This is a genomic window from Acinetobacter sp. Marseille-Q1623 (assembly GCF_902809895.1).
Lineage (GTDB): Bacteria > Pseudomonadota > Gammaproteobacteria > Pseudomonadales > Moraxellaceae > Acinetobacter > Acinetobacter piscicola_A.
This window is the reverse complement of the sequence record NZ_CADDWG010000003.1, coordinates 75,696-95,134: the sequence shown is the minus strand read 5'-3', so window position 1 is coordinate 95,134 and position 19,439 is coordinate 75,696. Positions and strand designations below refer to the sequence as shown.

Sequence of the window (19,439 nt, the reverse complement as noted above, 5' to 3'; positions counted from 1 at the left end):
TAAAAATGATAGGATAAATATATTTTTAGTCCTGTACTATGCGGCAGATTATATCGCATTGCAAGAACATAATTTGATCAAAAATTAGCTTTGAAGTAAGCGCATGAGATTTTTATAATCTTCATTAAAAATCGGGTCTTCATTACATAAGCTTTGCACTTTTTCGCATGCATGCATCACGGTACTGTGGTCACGACCACCAAATGCCATACCGATTTCAGGGAAGCTATCCCCTGTCAGCTCACGGGCTAACCCCATTGCCAACTGACGTGGACGCGCATAGATCCGTGTACGCTTTGGTCCAACTAACTCTTTCAAAGGAATACGGAAATATTCACTCACCACACGCTGAATATTTTCAGTACTAATAGTACGCGCACGAATCGCAAGTACATCCTTCAAAGATTCACGTACCACATCCAAATCAATAGCTGAACCTTTAAAGCGTGAAATCGCCACAACTTTATTTAACGCTCCTTCGAGCTCACGAACATTGGCAACCACTTGCTGTGCAATAAACAACGCACAATTTCTTGGCAAATCGATACCATTACTTTCAGCTTTTTTAAGTAAAATCTCAATACGAGTTTCAATATCAGGTGGTTCTACACCAACAGATAACCCCCAAGAAAAACGTGAAACTAAACGAGGATCGAGTTCAGTCAATTCTTTTGGATAACGGTCTGATGTCAAAATAATTTGTTTTGATTCATCTAATAAAGCATTAAACGTGTAAAAAAATTCAACCAAACTGGCTTCTTTTCCTGCCAATAAGTGAATATCATCCACTAACAGCAAATCCAAAGAACGACAATTTTTCTTAAATTCTTCAACTTTTCCTTTTTGCAAAGAACTGACAAAATCCTGTACAAAACTTTCTGCTGTCATGTACATCACACGAGCATTCGGTTTCGCTTGCAATAATGCATTACCAACAGCTTGCATCAAGTGTGTTTTACCCAAGCCTGTCGGACCATATAAAAATAATGGATTATGTTGTGACTCTCCCAATTGCGTTAACACCTTACGACAGGTTTCTGCTGCCATTTGATTTGAACGCCCTTCTACAAATAATGCAAAAGTGAACTGAGGATTAAGTAATTTCTTTTTCGCATTTTTTGTAACAACCAATTCTGGCTCTTTGTCTTTCTTTGGTTTTGCACTTGGCACAGGTGTACTGTCCAACGCTGCCGTTGTGGTTGCCGGCTGTTCTGATGCAGACAGAATCGCACCTGGACGAGAATCAACCAAAATTTCAACCTTACGAATACGACCTTCAGAAAGTTGCTCAGCCAATATGGTAATGAGTTCCAGATGATGCTCTTGGATATAACGAGTCCAATAAGGATTTGGCGCATACAATTTTAATGTATCGTCCGTTTCATCTGCAACCAAAGGACGAATCCACATGGCAAAGACATTATCAGAGAGCTCTTGTCGCAAGCGAGTTAAGCAGTCTGTCCAAAGCATGTGAAACTCCTTTATTTAAATTTAAAAATACGGCCCGACCATACGGGGGTCGCCATTCTAACCAAGTTATCCACATCTGTCATGACTAATTCAACCCAAATTGGCTAAAAAAGAGTCTTTTCGCAAATAAATTTAAATTTAAACCTATTGTGGATAAGTTTTAGAACAACCTGTGGATAAAAAAAGGTGTGTATTTATCCACATTTTATCAACACCTGAAGATCAGACTTATTCACAAGTTAAGTTTATATTTATAAAAAATAAAAGTAGCTTTTCCTCAGAAAAATAGCAACCTAATAATAATAAATTTAAATTTTAAAATTTGAATTTATTTATAAGCAGACGGTTTTGTGTGGATAAACTTAAGTTATGAATTTAAATTTAAAATCTTACGAAATTAAATTTAAAAGTGAATCTTATTGTGGATAAGTTTGTTGATATAAATGTTTATAAGTTTTTATATTTTATAAAACAAAAGCATAAGCTGTGTATATTATTTGTTTTTGGTCAAAACAATTAAAAATATTCAATTGTTGGCTGAAATTAAAAATATGAAAATATATAAAAAAAGTAAAAGAAAAGTCTATATTCATTGACAGCATAAAGAATGCACAATACAATCGCGAACCTTTAGAAAAGATCAACATTGGAGTTTCAACATGAAACGTACATTCCAACCATCTGAATTAAAGCGCAAACGCGTTCATGGTTTTCGTGCTCGTATGGCAACTAAAGCTGGTCGTCAAGTATTAGCTCGTCGTCGTGCAAAAGGTCGTCATAGCTTAACTGTTTAATTTTTTAAATAGTCAAGTTATACGATTTGGGTGTTATGTCACTTTATAGTTTCAGTCCAGCGGTGAGACTCCACTGTGCTGCAGATTACAAAAGTGTATTTGATGGTGCGCTTTTTAAAGTGCATCAACCCCATTTCTTATTTTTAGCAAAAGTAACCGAACAGCCGAATAGCCGTTTGGGTATTGTTGTTGCTAAGAAAAAAGTGCGCCGTGCACATGAAAGAAATCGAATAAAACGTTTAGCACGTGAAAGTTTTCGCCTAAATCAGCAACATATAGACTTATTAGATATTGTGGTGATGCCTAAAATGGGTATTGAAGCAATTCCGAATGCTGAATTACATCAGCAGTTACAGTTTGCATGGCAGAAATTGCAGCGTCTTGTTAAAAAGCACCATAAAATAGCAATTTCCTCTCCTCAAAATTAGAGCAAGCCAATGGTTCGTATATTGCATTGGTTGATTCGTTTCTATCAAGTTGCGATTAGTCCCCTCATTGGACCTCGTTGTCGTTATATTCCAACTTGTTCTCAATATTCGTTAGAAGCAATCCACACCCATGGCGCCTTAAAAGGTAGTTGGTTCGCCACCAAGCGTATTTGTCGGTGCCATCCTTGGGGAGGATTTGGTTATGATCCTGTGCCTAAAAAAGCAATTCGTTTTATTTCATTTCAGCAAATAGATTCTCAAACGTTTCATGTTGCTGTACCCTTGCGTGAACGTTTTTCGAACCAACATCACTCTAACCACTTGGGGTAATAGATATGCAACAATGGGCCAGGTTTGCAATCCTCGGGGCCATGTTTGTCGTCGCATATTTGCTTATTTTGGCTTGGCAAAAAGATTATGGTCATGCGAACACTACTAAAACACAGCCAGCAGCTGTGGTAGCGCATGATGTTTCTGCCGATTTGCCAAATGGTCAAACGACTGCGGCAACTAGCGATGTTCCGCAAGCAAATATTGCTGCTGCACAACAACCGACAACTGTACCAGCAACCGCAAATCAACAACTGATTTCAGTACAAACTGACCTTTACCATCTTTGGATCAGTCCGAAAGGTGGTGATATTGTGCGTATTGAATTACTTAATCATGACCAAAGTAAAAACAGCGATCAGCCGTTTGTCATGCTTGAAAGTGATCCTAAACGAACTTATGTCGCACAATCAGGCTTAATTGGCTTAAATGGTCCAGACAGCAGCCGTGCAGGTCGTCCAAATTATGAGTTTGAAAAAACTGCGTATACTTTAGCAGACTTAAAAGATGCTAAAGACAAAGACGGCAAAGCAATCAAGGTACTTGCTGTACCAATGATTTTCAAAACTGCTGATGGCGTGGAAATCATTAAAACCTTTAACTTTAAGCAAGGTAATTATCCAATTGAAGTGAGCTATCAGGTGGTCAACCGTAGTGCACAAAATTGGCAGGGTCAAATGTTTGGTCAACTCAAACGTGACAATTCTGAAGACCCAGGTAAGTCTGACCAAGGTATTTTCACTTTGGGTACATTCTTAGGTGGTGCTTGGGGAACGCCTGATGAACATTATAACAAACTCAAATTTGCTAATTTCTCGGAAGAGAAACTTGATACACAAGCAAAAGGCGGTTGGGTTGCTGTTGTTCAACACTATTTTGTAAGCGCTTGGATTCCTGGTCATTTTGGTGGTCAAGAATACACAGCGAAATTGGAGTCGCGTAAATCTGCAGATGGTATGAATATCATTGGATTTACATCTCCAACCATTAATGTTCCTGCTGGTAAAGCGATGAGCATTGATGCAACATTCTACGCGGGTCCTAAAATTCAATCTGAATTGAAAGATTTAGCTGTGGGCTTAAACCAAACTGTAGACTATGGTTGGTTATGGCCGATTGCAAAACTCTTGTTTATGGGCTTACAAATGTTCCATAACGTAGTGGGCAACTGGGGTTGGTCAATTATTCTATTGACGATCTTAGTGAAACTGATTCTTTGGCCATTATCGTCTAAGAGCTATCGCTCAATGGCGAAAATGCGTGTGATTGCACCTGAAATGCAACGCATGAAAGAAGAGTTTGGTGAAGACCGTATGCGTTTCTCACAAGAAATGATGGCACTTTACAAACGCGAACAAGTGAATCCGCTTTCTGGTTGTTTACCATTGTTGCTACAAATGCCGATTTTCTTAGCATTGTATTGGGTACTGATGGAGTCTGTAGAACTTCGTCATGCACCTTGGATGCTGTGGATTCAAGATTTGTCAGCGATGGATCCTTGGTTCATCTTGCCGTTGTTGATGGGTGTAACCATGTTTGTTCAACAAAGTTTGAACCCACAACCTGCTGATCCAATGCAAGCTAAAGTATTTAAAATCATGCCAATCATGTTTACAGTATTTATGCTGTTCTTCCCTGCTGGCTTGGTTTTATACTGGATTGTGAACAACTCGATCACAATTTTACAGCAATGGTTTATTAATAAATCTGTTGAAAAAGATCGTTTAAAACGAGAAGCAGCTTAAGCTTAAAAAATTAAGCAATAGCTGATTAAATCCGCTTAAGATGGTAATCTTAGGCGGATTTTTTATTGATTAGATAATAGAGACTTTACATGACGAATGTAGTATCCCAAAGCACCATTGCAGCAATCGCAACGCCCCCAGGACGTGGTGGTGTGGGGGTGATTCGTCTGTCTGGTCCAAAGGCTTATGCCATTGCTGAAGCTTTGACAGCTAAAGCTTTACCCAAGGCACGTTTTGCTGGGTTTCGCCAGTTTATGGACGAAAAAAATGAAGTGATGGATGAAGGCTTAGTGATTTGCTTTCCGAACCCAAACTCATTTACGGGTGAGGATGTGGTGGAGCTACAAGGGCATGGTGGCCCTGTGATTCAAAATGCATTGCTTGCACGTTTATTGGAACTGGGTGCCACTGCAGCCAAAGCTGGTGAGTTTTCGATGCGTGCCTTCGAAAATGGCAAAATGGATTTGGTGCAAGCGGAAGCTATTGCAGATTTGATTGATGCGACTTCACAGGCAGCTGCACGTTCAGCGGTACGTTCTTTGCAAGGTGCATTTTCAGATAAAGTGAATTCTGTTCTGCAAAAATTGATTCATTTGCGATTACATGTGGAAGCAGCGATCGATTTCCCTGAAGAAGAAATCGACTTTTTGGCTGATGGTAAAATTTTAAATTTACTCGAAGATGTTCAATCTTCTGTCACCGCTGTACAACAGTCAGCACGACAAGGGCAATTGCTTCGCGAAGGTTTGCAAGTTGTGATTGCAGGTAAACCGAATGCAGGTAAGTCTTCATTACTCAATGCTTTGGCTGGCAATGATCGTGCCATTGTGACCGATATCGCTGGTACTACACGTGACGTGTTACATGAAAAAATCACTTTAAATGGTTTACCAATCACTTTAACGGATACCGCAGGCTTACGTGAAACTGGCGATATTGTCGAAAAAGAAGGGATTCGTCGTGCAATTCAAGAAATTGAACAAGCCGATCTTTTACTGTTGGTATATGACTTAAGCCAAGGTGAAAATCCTTTGGAATTGGCAAAGAATTATTTTGCGGATCATATAGAACCAAAACGCTTGATGCTGATTGGAAATAAATGTGATTTAACTACACAACAACCTGCATTAAGTGATTTGGATGGTTTTAGGCATATCACTGTATCGGCAAAACAAGATATGGGTGTTCAGTCGCTCATAGATGCGATTACAGCGCATGCAGGTTTTCAGCCTGAAGAAGATACCTTTATTGCTCGAACTCGTCATTTAGACGCAATGAAGCGCACTCAGCACTATCTGGCAGAAGCACATGAGCAGTTGGTGGTATATCACGCGGGGGAATTGGTCGCAGAGTCGCTTCGGTTGGCGCAAAATGCACTCGGTGAAATTACAGGTGACTTTAGTGCAGATGATTTGTTAGGGGTAATTTTCGGATCGTTCTGTATTGGAAAGTAATTTCAAAAAATAATAAAAATCCAATATGTTCCAGTAAGTTATTATATAAATCAAATAGCATTAAGTTTTAAATACTTAGTGCTTTTTTATTACCTTTTTATTGTTCCTATATGTTCTATGTACTCATCTAATGCTATGATTTTTTTAGTCACTAATTAGTTACGTGACTTAAAATGACTGATAATGATAAATGGTTGTCAAAAAGTATTAGATTACGATGCTATATGACTATATTTTTAATTTATTTATATTTATCAGTTATTAATTATTGTTTAGCTTAATTGTTTAGGGTTGTTTTAGCTGTTTTGCAAAACAACCCCATGAAGCTTTTTGTCAAGGTAAATTTAATCCATGTTTTAAATGAAAATTACTCTTCTCAATTTCTGCATCTATATACTTTTGATTTGGGTCTAATTTCTTATTCTTATGTAATCGGGTTTAAAAAATAAACCACCTAATGAAGGTGGCTTATCTTGTAAATTGATTGCTATTCTTCACCGTCAAACTGCCAATATACATCCCCCCAATCACTTTCAAAATCAGGGAAAATTTCCCCTTGTTTAAAGTATTTACGAGTGTTTTCCTTAGCTACAGTGAACCAATATCCCGATTGAGGACATTTTTCACCTGCTTGAATTGATACTTTTTGATATTTAGTTAGGAGGTCAATTTCAGCACTACTAGGTTTAAATGTACGATAGAACTCTATTAAGTCTTTTGGATAATAGAGGTATTCATGAAATTCTTTATCATTTTCTATTTCTAATAGAATAACAGCGCAAGCTGCTTCAAAAGCCCAATATCCATAATATCCACCCTCTGATTTATGGGTATCATGCCAAGGTGCACCTGATAAATCTTTGTACCAATTCTTTAAAAACTTACGGACAAAAGTTAAAGAAATTTCATTATCTTGATTTGAAAATGCTTCACATAATAATAAGTAAGGTTTTGGTACTAATACTGTTGAACAATCATATCTATTTTCATCTGAAAAAGATAAATACTCTTCAATTAACCAATCTTGAGCAACATTTTCTCTCATTTCCCCGTCAATTAATTTCGCAACTCTAGGTAGCAAATCCTTTCGGTGGAGTAAATAACACAAACTGATTAACCAAATACATGGACAATAGCCATCAATAGTAAATAATTCAAAAACTGGTAAGTTTATATTTTTATGATAACTTCTTAATTTACTTACATATTGCTCATAATAGTCAATAACTATTTCAATTTGGCTTCTAATAAAAGGTAAACTATTGCCAGCTGTATATTCCAATATAAGCAGATTTAAATAGTCCTCTGCTACGATAGCATAAGAGTATACCCATCTTTCTTCTATTGAATCACCAACACCTGTAGGATTTACTTTAAAAGTTTCAATAGTGTTCAGAGTTTCCGCCTTTAATGTTTCATACATTTGAGGTGTAAGAAATTGTTGTCTTTTTATATTAACTAAATCCATTTTATGCCCAAAAACTGCCCCGAAGGGCATATTTTCACTTATTCTTCACCGTCAAACTGCCAATATACATCCCCCCAATTGATGTGTGCTGAAATAACAGGACACTTCCACTTGGGAGATTCTAGGCAACTAACTTGTAAAAGTCCTCTGCCATTTGATTTGGTGTCTTAAAATTCAGTCCTTTCTGAATTCTCTGCTGATTATAGAAGAGCTCTATGTATTTTGTAATATCTGCCTTAGCTTCTTCCCTCGTTTTATAGTTCCGATGATGTACAAGTTCGTTCTTACTTGCGGAACGTTGTTCCTCACCCGAGAAACTTTCAATTGGTGCATTATCAAAACAGTCACCCTTTTTACTCATCGAACCTTGAAAACTATATTTTTCAAGCATATTCCGATATTCATGACTACAATATTGACTGCCTCTGTCCCAATGAATAATTAAGTTTCGAGGTGGTTTATGATTGCGAATAGCCATACTCAGTGCATTACAAACAAGTTGTGTTGTCATCCTTGCACTCAAGCTATACCCAACTACTTGTTTAGTGCAAAGGTCTTTTAACACAGCTAAATACAGCCAGCCTTCAGCTGTCCATATATATGTAATGTCACTTACCCACGCAATGTTTGGGGTAGTCTCTATAAAGTTTTGCTCTAACAAATTATTGTAAACATAACGATTGTGATCGCTATTTGTTGTCCTTTTGAAACGCTTACAATACAGATGATTCTGCTGTTTAATGCAACGTACTGCATACTCGCTAATTTGAATGCCTTGTGACTGTAAATACCTTGTTAAGCGAATATGTCCATAACTTTCTTTAGTTTCTTGATGGGCAATTTTGACCAAGATGGTCTGTTGGTTTCTTTGAATAACTCGTTTACTTAAGCCCCGCTTTAACCAATCATAAAACCTTGATATTGAAATTTTTAGCAACCTAGCCATCATTATTGTTGGATATGTGTTTTTATGCTCTTTCATATAAGCGTACTTCACTGATTTTCCTTGGCAAAGTACGCCGCTGCTTTTTTTAGAAATTCTCTTTCCATTTCGGAAGTTTTAAGTTGTTGTTTCAGCTTCTTATTTTCTTCGAGTAGAGCAACGAGATCAGGCGAATATTGTTGTGTGCCAGCTAATGTTCCTGCCTTTGCTTTTTTATGCCAATTCGATAGCGTTTGCATGGAAATACCGAGTTGTCGTGCTGTTTCGGAAACATTACCTTTGTTTTCTTCAATGGCTTTTATTGCTTCAGCTTTAAATTCTGTTGTATAAATTTTTTGCTTTTTACTCATGGTAAACTCCTGTTGAGTAAGTTTAGTTTACCAAGTTAAAGTCTCCGTTTTTATCAGCACACATCACATACAGGTACGATCAATATTGAAGTGGATGCGCATCGTTATAAACTGACAGACATTGACGTCGTAAAGTTTGAAATTTTACCTTAAGTTTTTGGTATAAAAATATGTAGGGATACCGAAATGTGTGATCCCTACATTCTCATTTTATCTATGAATTATTTGGAATTATTTTAATTTTTAAATGCTGAATCAATAAATACAGAGACAGTAAACCCATACCCACACAGAAACCCAATACGCCTGTCATTAAACCAAAATGATCTGACAAATAACCAGCGCCAATAATCGGAACAATCGTACCAAAGTAGGCAATAAACAAATATGTGGAAACCACTGCTGCGCGATTATCAATATTGGTCATGTGATGAATCAAGGCAAAAGCACCGAGTAGACCTAAGCCATGTCCCATGCCCACACAAACAACACTCAAAAAGAATAAAAAACTCAGGTGCATGGTCATGCAAATCGTAAGAATTAGATAACTGAGCAATAACAAGATTAAACCTGCATTCAAGGCTTTATGCATGTTCAGTGATTTCGCCATAAATTGGGCACAGGCTGAAACCAATAAAATACTGGCAATGGTCGCACCGCTCACCAAAGGACCGTGCCAAGGAATCACGTCTTTGATAAATGAGGGTGCAAGTGAAGCGAATAAACTAAATGAACCAAAAGCACAAAAAGCGGTAAAACTGGCAAGATAAAACAGCGTTTTAAAGTGTATTTCGGGCAGTTCTAAATGTGGTGCAACTGAAAAAACTTGTTTTTCAAACTGAATGATTTTAATGCTAAATAAACTGAAAAAACTGATCGCTGCTGCAATAATGACGGGAATATAGGGGGTAACTAAGGGGGCATCCGAAAATTGTGCAATTGCACCACCAATCAGAGGGCCAAAGCCGAAGCCCAATACCGTGATGATTGAACTGAGCTGTGCAGCACTGTTTTTATGTGTGTCTGGAATCGTATAAATCAGTCCAAGCATAGCAGAAGTACTGATGAGACCTGAAGCAATCCCAATAATAAAGCGTCCAAATCCTAAAAAATAAGCATTGCTCGCAAAGACAGAAAGTCCCAAGCCAACGATGGCAAAGAGTAAACCTGTTTGCAGGGTACGAATAAATCCAAAACTATTACTGCTGCGTCCTAAAAATAATAAAGTTGTCATACAACCAAACATATATGCCACAAAAATATAAGTAATGTGACTTGGAAGTAGATGCCAGAATTGTTGATAAATCGGATATAAGGGACTTGCTAATGCGGTTCCAATCGTTCCGATACACAGGGCTAGGCTCACGAGTAAAAATGGACGCCATGATTGCTGATTCATGTATTGAGCACTTAATTTCTAAATCATTTGCAGATAAAAAAAGCCAAGCTCAAAGAAATTGAGTTTGGCGGGAGGAGTCTGATTGGATGTCAGATTAAAACTTAATCAGCAACAGGTCAATGTGTTTTTAATTCGTTGGTCAAATTATCCGTAACGTTTTAACAATTGCATAAAAATTTCAAGCTCTGCTTCATCTATAGCCTGATGATCTGAAATAACATGTTCTCTCAAGTGGGCTTCAATCAGTTCATTCATCAAGCCATTTACTGCACCTTTAATGGCTGCCACCTGCTGTAAAATCTCAATACAGGATTTGTCCTGTTGGATTAAAGACTCTTCCACTGCATTGATCTGCCCTTTGAGACGCTTGACCCGATTTAAAACTTTTTGATCTTGATGTAAATGTCCCATCCATTGGCTCCAAAAAAATATACTCTCTTATAGTATATTTTAAAATCCGAGAATATACTCTGGGGGAGTATATTGGATTCAATTCACATGCAATTTAAAACCATTCAACGGCAGCATTCTCATCAATTTGACGAAGGCAATCCTTTAGCACAGAAGAAAATCTTATTTGCCACGATTTTGACAGGGCTGATGATGATTTTTGAGATTGCAGGCGGTTGGGTTTTTAATTCAATGGCTTTACTTGCTGATGGTTGGCACATGAGTTCCCATATGTTAGCGCTGGGCTTGGCATATATGGCATATCGAGCAGCACGGCATTATGCACAAGATGCCCGTTTTAGTTTTGGGACTTGGAAAATCGAGATTCTTGCTGGTTATAGCAGTGCAATTTTGTTGATGGTTGTGGCTTTATTTATGGCTTTTCAGTCGGTTGAGCGCCTATTTCACCCTGTACAGATTCATTATAATGAAGCAATTGTTATTGCGATTTTAGGTTTAGGGATTAACCTGATGTGTGCGTGGTTATTGCATGATGACCATCACCATCACCATCACCCTCATGAACATGGCGAGCATCATGAGCATGATTTAAACCAAAAAGCAGCATTTTTACATGTAGTTGCAGATGCTGTAACGTCTGTTTTAGCGATCATTGCTTTATTCGCAGGAAAATATTTTGGTTGGGACTTTTTAGATGCTTTATTGGGAATCGTCGGTGCAATTTTAGTGGGTAGATGGTCGTTTGGATTGATCAAGGAAACAGGAAAAACTTTATTAGATGCTGAAATGGATCATCCTGTCGTAGATGAGGTCCGCGAAGTGATTTCAGATTTAAAATTGGATATTCAGATTACAGATTTGCACGTTTGGAAAGTGGGTAAAGGCAAGTTTTCAGTGATTTTAGCATTGCAAACACCACTGCAGGACTTAACCGCAGATCGTATTCGTCAGGCATTAGCCATACATGAAGAATTGGTACATATTTCTGTGGAAATCAATCGTCCTGCAATGTTTAACTTTGTTCCACGTGAAACGCATTGAAACAACAGTTCTTCAACATCAGGGGTGTTAGATTGTGCTTTAATATTTTGATTATTTAAATTTCTAAGATATTTATTCAATATGTTAAAGCAATTGATCGCATTGAGTTTAAGTCTCGCTGTTTGTGGCAGTAGTTTTGCCAATGTTGACAGTGTTAAAGCCAAACTGTCGCAGCAATATCCAAATGTCAAAATCGACAATGTACAAGCCACTGAAATGCAAGGCTTGTACAGTGGTACATTAGATGGTCAGGTGGTTTACGTTAATGAAGATGTGCAGCATCTGTTTATTGGTTCAATGATTCGGCTGAAAGACCAAAAAAACCTCACCAAAGATTTAGCACTTCAAAATAGCCCCAAAGCTGATTTTAAAAAGCTCCCCTTTAATGATGCAATTAAAACAGTCAGGGGGAATGGTCAGCGTCAGCTCGCCATCTTTTCTGACCCAAATTGCCCATATTGCAAAAGTCTTGAAGGGAATTTAGCCAAGCTGAATAATGTCACGATTTATACTTTTATTTATCCTATTAAAAATCAGTCGATTCTGCCCTCTAAACAAGTCTGGTGTTCTGACAATAAAGCCTATGCATGGCACAATTTAATTCAAAACAATATTCAACCCACAGCTGCAGCCAATTGTGCCACACCCATTGAACGTAATTTGATTTTGGGTAAACAATTGGGTCTACATGGGACACCTGCAATTATTTTCTCGAATGGTCATACTGTGATGGGTGCCTACCCTGCCGAAGAAATTGAAAAAATTTGGCAAAATTTTGGTTTGTAAAAAATAAAAAAAAGCATCTCGATGGAGATGCTTTTAAGTTTTCACGTTTGCATTAGCTTTTCTTGGTGACCATGTTGTAAATAAACAAAACGATAATTGCACCAATCACAGAGGCAATAAAGCCTGCTGATGAGCCGTCAGAATAGAGTCCGATGATTCGACCGCCATAGGTTGCAACCAATGAACCGATAATCCCCAAAGCAACTGTGACAATGAAGCCTGCTTTATCATTCCCTGGATGAATTGCACGTGCAATGAGACCTGCAAAAAAACCGATGATGATTGCGCCAATCAGTGCCATCATAATCCTTCTCCTTTTCTTTGTCTGATCTTGAATTTAGAACGTTAACCTGATTGTTATTTTTGAATATTTATATGATGATTGAAAGAATTGATATGCTACAAGTTGTTGCATTTTTGTTCTAAAGGAGTGGAAATGAAACATAAAAAAAAGCGACCGAAGCCGCTTAAGTATTGGGGGGAAATTATATCAAAGCTGAATTACAGACCAATTTCACCAATAAATGGAAGATGACGATATTTTTGGTCATAGTCCAGACCATAACCCACAATAAATTTATCTTCGACTTCAAAACCTAAAAATTTCACATCGAGTTCGATTTCACGGCGTGAAGGTTTGCTCACTAAAGTACAAAGTTCAATCGAGTTGGGTTGGCGCGTGCTTAAAATTTCGAGCACTTTGCTTAGGGTATTGCCCGAGTCGATGATGTCTTCGATGATGAGTACATCTTTACCACGAATTTCACCATCAAGATCTTTTAAAATTTTGACATCACGTGTTGAAGTTGTCCCACCACCGTAACTTGATACGGTCATGAAGTCGAGTTCATGTTCTTTGGTGATTGTACGGCAAAGATCTGCCATGAAAATCACTGAACCACGCAATAATCCGATTAATACCAACTCTTTGTCACTATTGGCATAATGCGCATTAATGTGCTGACCAAGTTCCTGAACTTTTGCTTGAATTTCTTCAGCAGAAATCATTACTTTCATTTCAACAGTCATGGGAAATACCTAAAACTAAAAATATCAAATTCGCAAAGTAAAAAAGGTGTTGACGAGCAACACCTATAAGATGCATCAATTTTAAAACATATCGACTGAAGATGCATCTTTTTTGCCAGTTGAAATGTAAAAACGCTAAAGTTTAGTGAGCATCTTTTTTCAGCAGGAACGCACAGACCACAAAAACTGTTCCAATTAAAATCAATTTTTTCTTGGATTGTTTCAGCTTTTGCTGTGGTTGTTTAGCTTTGTTCATAGGCTTTATTTCCATAGATATACGTGGCTTGAATATTACGATCATCCCCCATGGTCAATAAGGCAAATAACGCATCTTCAATATTTTTGGCACGTTGCTGACGTAACTGTTGTAGCGCGGTGGCTTTTAAGTTCAAAACCACAAAATCTGCTTCTTTGCCAACATTAAAGTTGCCCAATTTATCTTGTAAGTCTAAGGCTTTGGCACCGCCAAGCGTGGCATGATAAAGCGACTCAAAGGCAGACAGTTTGTCACCCTGTAGTTGCTGTACTTTATAGGCTTCATTTAATGTTTGTAACTGACAGAATGATGTCCCTGCACCAATATCAGTTCCGAGTCCAACTTTGACTTGCTTGTCCCATGTTTTTTTCAATGGAAATAAACCACTGCCGAGGAACAGGTTTGAGGTTGGACAGAACGCGATGGCTGAGTCTGTATCATGCATACAATCCCATTCATGTTCTTCCAAATGCACACAATGGGCAAAAACCGAACGTTCCCCTGTTAAGCCATAATGGTGATACACATCCAAATACCCTTTTTGTTCAGGGAATAATTCTTTAACCCATGCGATTTCATTTTTATTTTCACTCAAATGCGTATGTACATAGACATCAGGATATTCAGCTTTGAGCTGCCCTGCCCGCTGCAATTGTTCAGGCGTTGAGGTCGGAGCAAAACGTGGGGTAATCGCATACAGGTTACGCCCTTTGCCATGCCATTTTTCAATGAGGGCTTTAGAGTCATCATACGCACTTTCTGCTGTGTCTGTGAGTGCTTCAGGTGCATGACGATCCATCATGACTTTACCTGCGATCAAACGCATTTGATGGCGTTCAGCTGCCTCAAACAAGGCATCAACTGATTGTGGGTGTACTGTACAGAATACTAAAGCTGTGGTTGTACCATTTTTCAGAAGTTCATTGACAAAGAAATGGGCAATTTGGTCAGCATAATCTTTATCTTGAAATTGAATTTCAGTTGGGAAGGTATAGGTGTTAAGCCATTCTAAAAGTTGTTCACCGTAGGCACCGACCATTTCTGTTTGAGGAAAATGAATATGTGTGTCGATAAAACCTGGAACAATTAATTGATTTGCATAATGTTCAACTTTGAGATCAGCAGGCAAATAGGTTTGCCCTTCCGTCCAAGCACCAAACCAAACAATTTTTCCGTCATTGATGAGTAATAAACCATCTTCTACATATCGCACTTGGTCGTGAATATCACGCGCTTGGGCAACCGTATTCTGAATATCGAGGAAGCGACCGCGAATTGCCGTCGTTGCAATGATAGAAGACATTTTGAACCTACGTTGTGAATTTTTTCGATTGATTGTAGCCCATTTAGTAGCATGCTTCAGTAATTTATGTCTGAATGCATAGTGACAGCTGCCATGAAAGTGTTGGTTTTAGTGCTTTATCTTTGTGAAAAGAATGCGTAAAGTGTGCACAAATCAACGAATAAGAGATAACAATATTTATGTATTTTTGGAATACCAAAGCCTTAGCGCATGAACTTTCAGAAGACACTTTAGAGAAACGCCATTATAAAAATTATTATTTGATCGCCGCATTGGTGGTCAGTGCTGTGTATTACTATGGTATGTATTCACCTTATTACGATATACGTGTGATTGGGGTGGAAGCAATTTTAACTTTAATCATTATGTTTATTGGGATTCAGCGCACCTATATTGCCAATGGTGGTGATCATGGTGTGCATTTTATGAATCGGATCACGGCATTATCATTTCCAATTTTGTTGCAAACCACAGTCGCAGGTATTGTATTTGGCTTGGTATTACTGGGGATTTATCAGTTTTTCCAACTAGAAAATACTGCTTTTGATCTATGGTATGAATGGTGTGTCTCTGCTTTTACCATTTTTTTACAGATTTTATTTTTTACTCGTTTGAATAAATACATGAAACGAGTAGCCGAGCATACGATTTAATCTCATCGAGTGTCTATGTTGTTGAAAAGCCGATATTGATAAGATCGGCTTTTTTATTTTAGGGTCAATAAATTTGTTGAATTTTATCTGATCTGATTTTGAGTGATTAATTTTGAAATCATCTTTGCTTTGTGTAGATCAATGTACATTTTAAGTACATCGTGTTTATTCCACAAAATAATGTGCTGCAAAATGTGCATCATTGCCAATAATGTCAAACTCGTCCTCACGGATCGACATACCTGCACAGGTGTGTCCCACCATCCATAAACCTAAGGTGGGCAGTTTGCCATCAAATAACGGCGTATCTACCCATTTTTGGGCGATGTAGCCATATTTATCATAATCATCGAAATAGAAACTACCCGATGCAGCACCTTGGTCGACATTGTCCTGTACTACACGAATATTGGCACCTTCACGTGCCAAAATAGGTTTTTTGACCCATTTGCCATGCAGCTGCATATCAGATTTAAATGCATGTGATTCGAGTAATAACGGATGATGTGGAAACTTCTTCCAAAGCTCGACCAACAGTGCTTTATTGGACAACAGCATTTTCCAACACGGCTCAACCCAATGAGTTTCAGGTTTTAAGTACTGAGAAAAATTTTCTTCCCAAATCCATTCCCAAGGATACAGCTTAAACAAATTTTGAATTTCTTGATCATTCAAATCGACAAAGTTGTTGCCATCCCAACCGATATTTTCCATCGAAAGCTCAGACACTTTATGCCCTGCTTGAAAGGCTGTATCCATTAAATATTCCAGATTGCCCCAGTCTTCACGTCCTGCTTCTTGGCATGCTGCAAAATGGATATGTGCGCCACGTGGAAAAATTGTTTTCCAGCGTTTAATGAGGTCTTCATGGATACTATTAAATTGATCACGGTTTGCAATATGTTCAACTTGTTCAATCCAATGCCACTGTGCAACTGATGCTTCAAGTAAACCTGTAGGGGTATCGGCATTGTATTCAAGCATCTTGATTTGTTGACCATCATAGGCAAAGTCAAAACGTCCATAAAGCATGGGTGCATGGTGATGCCATGAATGTTCAATGAGCGGAATAGCGCTGTGTGGTATTTGAAAATAATCAGGATAATTACCCTGCTGAATCATCTCCCCTGCCACGTGTAAGCACATTTGATGCAGTTCATTCGAGGCATCTTCAAGCTGTTCGATTTGCTTTAAGCTAAACTCATATGCTACCCCTTCAGACCAATAAATCGAGCCATCCGCAGAAGGTAAATTATAATAATCAAAGCCAATATTTTCGTGTTCTTGCTGCCAGTTTGGACGGGCTTGGAACAGTTTTCTTTTCATAATGTCATCAATAACTTTTAAATGAATTGTTACAGCAAACTCAGGATGTGAGTTTTAACCACCAAATGATCCGCCACTACGTCCAAAACCACCACGCACAGGTGAAGATTTACTATTTGATTTGGCGACTTGGGAAATATAAGGTTGCCCAACACTGAGATTGCTTGAGGGTTGGATTTTACGCCCTGCAAAATTCACTTTACGATTGCCCTGATAATATTGCGGGCCTATATAACGTATCCCGCCATAATAGCCACTATGGGATGAACTCGTGGTTTGTTCTTCTTCACAGAGTTCTGTATCCCAATCGTATGCACAATCATATTGGCTGTTATAAACATCTTGAACAAGTGGTTTATCATGACTACTACACGCAGTCATCAAAAGTGGCACAATGACTAAACTGATTTTTTTTGAACGCATGGTCTGCCTTGCATTTTCAGTATTTTTATCTATTTGCTTTCTAACAGAATAAAAATTAAAACAAATTTTATGCGCTGTATAATATGGGCATGTGCTGAAATTGTACAGTGACTATTTTTCCAAAAAAGCATGTTGAAAGCGCATGAAAAACCTACAACTATTTGATTTTACAAAACAGAATTTTGATCAGGCCCTGATAGAAATAATTTTTCGTGAACAAGCCTTGTGGCAAAGATTGGTTTATTTAAGACACATTGCACCCGATGCATATTTGAGTGCGGGTGTGATTCGCAACCTTGTATGGTCAGTTTTACATGGTCAAACCTATGATGTGATACACAGCGAAATTGACGTCATTTTCTTTGATGAGCATGAAGAGCATCAAAGAATAACCCATGAAATTACGAGACAATTAATCCAAAATTTCCCTGAAAATGAGTGGGATGTTGTGAATCAAGCCACTGTGCATACATGGTATAGCACGGAAAATGGTCAGTCGATTTTGCCTTATGCTTCGTTACATGAGGCTTTGTCCGTTTGGCCTGAAACAGCCACTGCAATCGCAATACGTTTATTAGAAAATGATGATTTAGAGATCATTGCACCCTTCGGTTTGTATGATTTATTTGCATTAAAGTTACGCTGGAATGATCGGTTGGTCAGCCATGATGTGTTTATGCAACGTGTGATGTCTAAACGGTTTTTGCAGCGATGGGAAAAGTTAGAGATTGTGTCCTGATATTGATTTTTAAAAAGCCTTTCATTGAGAAAGGCTTTTTAAACGGAACTTAAGAGTTTAGTGTTTGTTTCTTATTATATAGAATCGATAACCATGCTGTGATCGCTAAGACAATCACAATAAAGCCTAACGAAATCCAAATTGGCATATGGAACACATCGAGCATTAACATTTTAAAGCCGATGAAAACGAGAATAATCCCAAGACCATATGGCAAATAATGCATTTTTGCTGCTGCACCTGAAAGCAGGAAAAACATTGCACGTAAACCTAAAATCGCCATGAGGTTTGCGGTTAATACAATAAAGGGGTCGGTTGTGACAGCAAAGATTGCAGGAATAGAGTCGACCGCAAAGATAACATCAGATGCTTCCACTAAAATCAAGACCAAGAATAATGGCGTTGCCCATAACACGCCATTTTGACGGACAAAGAATTTTCCACCTTCCAAATTCGGCATAATTCGCATGTGTTTACGCAACCATTTTAGAATCGCCATATCTTCAATATTGCTGTCTTCTTCATCTTGACCTTTCAATAATTTAAAGCCTGTATAGACCAAAAATGCACCGAAAATATATAAAATCCACGAAAATTCTTGAACGAACCATGCACCAATAAAGATAAAAATGGTTCTTAATACGATTGCACCGAGTACGCCGTAGAGTAATAATTTACGTTGTAAAGCGGGCGGAATAGCAAAAGCTGCGAAGATCATCATCCAGACGAAAACGTTGTCAATTGCGAGGGATTTTTCGAGTAAATAACCTGCAAAATATTCCATGGTTTTGGTATTGGCGATGGTCACACCTGCGGTTTGTTGTAGATACAACCACAAACCACCACCAAATAAAGTTGCAACCGTGACCCAAGCAATACTCCAGTACGCTGCGGTTTTAACTTTTACTTCTTGCCCTTCTTTTTGTTTAAAGCCTAGAAAGTCGATGAGAAGCATGACTGCAACAATTGCAAAAAATGCAAAATACAGCCAAAGATTACCGATTGATTCCATAAAAACTCCATTTCTGGCAATCAATCAGGCATAAAAAAAGACCTTGACCAGTTGCCAGACGATTAAACATCTGTATCAA

Annotated in this window: 20 protein-coding genes; 9 read left to right on the top strand and 11 right to left on the bottom strand. The window is 38.1% G+C overall.

Translation table 11 applies throughout. From position 1 onward, the window contains the following. Positions 1–84: 84 nt before the first annotated feature. Positions 85–1,470: a chromosomal replication initiator protein DnaA gene (dnaA, locus tag HUV91_RS16005; RefSeq protein ID WP_130075120.1), complete on the bottom strand. Its 1,386-nt coding sequence runs from the start codon at positions 1,468–1,470 to the stop codon at positions 85–87. 659 nt (positions 1,471–2,129) lie between these two features. Between dnaA and rpmH the strand changes: the two genes are divergently transcribed. From rpmH to mnmE, 5 genes are all read left to right on the top strand, one after another. Then, positions 2,130–2,264, top strand: a complete 135-nt coding sequence (gene rpmH, locus HUV91_RS16000) for a 50S ribosomal protein L34 (RefSeq protein ID WP_000831329.1) — start codon at positions 2,130–2,132, stop codon at positions 2,262–2,264. A gap of 35 nt (positions 2,265–2,299) precedes the next feature. Continuing rightward, positions 2,300–2,692, top strand: coding sequence for a ribonuclease P protein component (gene rnpA / locus HUV91_RS15995; RefSeq protein ID WP_130075121.1), 393 nt, complete (start codon positions 2,300–2,302; stop codon positions 2,690–2,692). Positions 2,693–2,701: 9 nt separating this feature from the next. Beyond that, positions 2,702–3,022, top strand: a complete 321-nt coding sequence (yidD, locus tag HUV91_RS15990) for a membrane protein insertion efficiency factor YidD (RefSeq protein ID WP_174494066.1) — start codon at positions 2,702–2,704, stop codon at positions 3,020–3,022. Between the two features lie 5 nt (positions 3,023–3,027). Then, on the top strand, positions 3,028–4,767 hold the full coding sequence (gene yidC / locus HUV91_RS15985; protein ID WP_174494065.1) for a membrane protein insertase YidC: 1,740 nt from the start codon (positions 3,028–3,030) through the stop codon (positions 4,765–4,767). Positions 4,768–4,856: 89 nt separating this feature from the next. After that, positions 4,857–6,221: a tRNA uridine-5-carboxymethylaminomethyl(34) synthesis GTPase MnmE gene (mnmE, locus tag HUV91_RS15980; RefSeq protein WP_130075124.1), complete on the top strand. Its 1,365-nt coding sequence runs from the start codon at positions 4,857–4,859 to the stop codon at positions 6,219–6,221. Between the two features lie 487 nt (positions 6,222–6,708). On the opposite strand, the gene HUV91_RS15975 is transcribed toward mnmE, so the two are convergent. The 4 genes from HUV91_RS15975 to HUV91_RS15960 form a co-directional block, all read right to left on the bottom strand. Continuing rightward, positions 6,709–7,689: a PoNe immunity protein domain-containing protein gene (locus HUV91_RS15975; protein WP_174494064.1), complete on the bottom strand. Its 981-nt coding sequence runs from the start codon at positions 7,687–7,689 to the stop codon at positions 6,709–6,711. A 121-nt stretch (positions 7,690–7,810) separates the two neighbouring features. Next, a protein-coding gene (locus HUV91_RS15970; protein ID WP_174494063.1) for an IS3 family transposase occupies positions 7,811–8,982 on the bottom strand; the annotation gives its coding sequence in 2 pieces (ribosomal slippage) (positions 7,811–8,715 and positions 8,715–8,982; 1,173 coding nt in all). A 214-nt stretch (positions 8,983–9,196) separates the two neighbouring features. Further along, the gene (locus HUV91_RS15965; RefSeq protein ID WP_174494062.1) at positions 9,197–10,381 is read right to left on the bottom strand and encodes an MFS transporter; all 1,185 of its coding nucleotides are present in this window, start codon (positions 10,379–10,381) and stop codon (positions 9,197–9,199) included. 144 nt (positions 10,382–10,525) lie between these two features. Beyond that, positions 10,526–10,792, bottom strand: a complete 267-nt coding sequence (locus tag HUV91_RS15960) for a metal/formaldehyde-sensitive transcriptional repressor (RefSeq protein WP_174494061.1) — start codon at positions 10,790–10,792, stop codon at positions 10,526–10,528. An 87-nt stretch (positions 10,793–10,879) separates the two neighbouring features. Here HUV91_RS15960 and dmeF point away from each other — a divergent pair, with 87 nt between their 5' ends. Together dmeF and HUV91_RS15950 are read left to right on the top strand one after the other, a co-directional pair. Next, positions 10,880–11,833 carry a CDF family Co(II)/Ni(II) efflux transporter DmeF gene (dmeF, locus tag HUV91_RS15955; protein WP_174494060.1) on the top strand — a complete coding sequence of 318 codons (954 nt, stop codon included), beginning with the start codon at positions 10,880–10,882 and terminating at the stop codon, positions 11,831–11,833. Between the two features lie 81 nt (positions 11,834–11,914). Beyond that, positions 11,915–12,619 carry a DsbC family protein gene (locus HUV91_RS15950; RefSeq protein WP_174494059.1) on the top strand — a complete coding sequence of 235 codons (705 nt, stop codon included), beginning with the start codon at positions 11,915–11,917 and terminating at the stop codon, positions 12,617–12,619. 52 nt (positions 12,620–12,671) lie between these two features. Here the strand turns inward: HUV91_RS15950 and HUV91_RS15945 are convergent, their stop codons facing one another. From HUV91_RS15945 to guaD, 3 genes are all read right to left on the bottom strand, one after another. After that, complete coding sequence (locus tag HUV91_RS15945) at positions 12,672–12,923, bottom strand: GlsB/YeaQ/YmgE family stress response membrane protein (protein ID WP_130075133.1); 252 nt, start codon at positions 12,921–12,923, stop codon at positions 12,672–12,674. 197 nt (positions 12,924–13,120) lie between these two features. Further along, entirely contained in the window at positions 13,121–13,648 is a 528-nt protein-coding gene (gene hpt, locus HUV91_RS15940) for a hypoxanthine phosphoribosyltransferase (RefSeq protein WP_130075134.1), read from the bottom strand. A gap of 242 nt (positions 13,649–13,890) precedes the next feature. Beyond that, a complete protein-coding gene (gene guaD / locus HUV91_RS15935) occupies positions 13,891–15,207 on the bottom strand; it encodes a guanine deaminase (protein ID WP_130075135.1) in 1,317 nt (438 codons plus the stop codon). Positions 15,208–15,386: 179 nt separating this feature from the next. On the opposite strand from guaD, the gene HUV91_RS15930 reads away from it, so the two are divergent. Continuing rightward, entirely contained in the window at positions 15,387–15,860 is a 474-nt protein-coding gene (locus tag HUV91_RS15930) for a hypothetical protein (RefSeq protein ID WP_174494058.1), read from the top strand. A gap of 165 nt (positions 15,861–16,025) precedes the next feature. Here the strand turns inward: HUV91_RS15930 and HUV91_RS15925 are convergent, their stop codons facing one another. Together HUV91_RS15925 and HUV91_RS15920 are read right to left on the bottom strand one after the other, a co-directional pair. Next, on the bottom strand, positions 16,026–17,186 hold the full coding sequence (locus HUV91_RS15925) for a glutathionylspermidine synthase family protein (RefSeq protein ID WP_174494057.1): 1,161 nt from the start codon (positions 17,184–17,186) through the stop codon (positions 16,026–16,028). A gap of 54 nt (positions 17,187–17,240) precedes the next feature. Continuing rightward, positions 17,241–17,609, bottom strand: coding sequence for a hypothetical protein (locus tag HUV91_RS15920; RefSeq protein WP_130075138.1), 369 nt, complete (start codon positions 17,607–17,609; stop codon positions 17,241–17,243). A 142-nt stretch (positions 17,610–17,751) separates the two neighbouring features. On the opposite strand from HUV91_RS15920, the gene HUV91_RS15915 reads away from it, so the two are divergent. After that, positions 17,752–18,348: a nucleotidyltransferase family protein gene (locus tag HUV91_RS15915; RefSeq protein WP_174494056.1), complete on the top strand. Its 597-nt coding sequence runs from the start codon at positions 17,752–17,754 to the stop codon at positions 18,346–18,348. A 49-nt stretch (positions 18,349–18,397) separates the two neighbouring features. On the opposite strand, the gene HUV91_RS15910 is transcribed toward HUV91_RS15915, so the two are convergent. After that, a complete protein-coding gene (locus tag HUV91_RS15910; RefSeq protein ID WP_174494055.1) occupies positions 18,398–19,360 on the bottom strand; it encodes a TerC family protein in 963 nt (320 codons plus the stop codon). Positions 19,361–19,439: the final 79 nt, after the last annotated feature.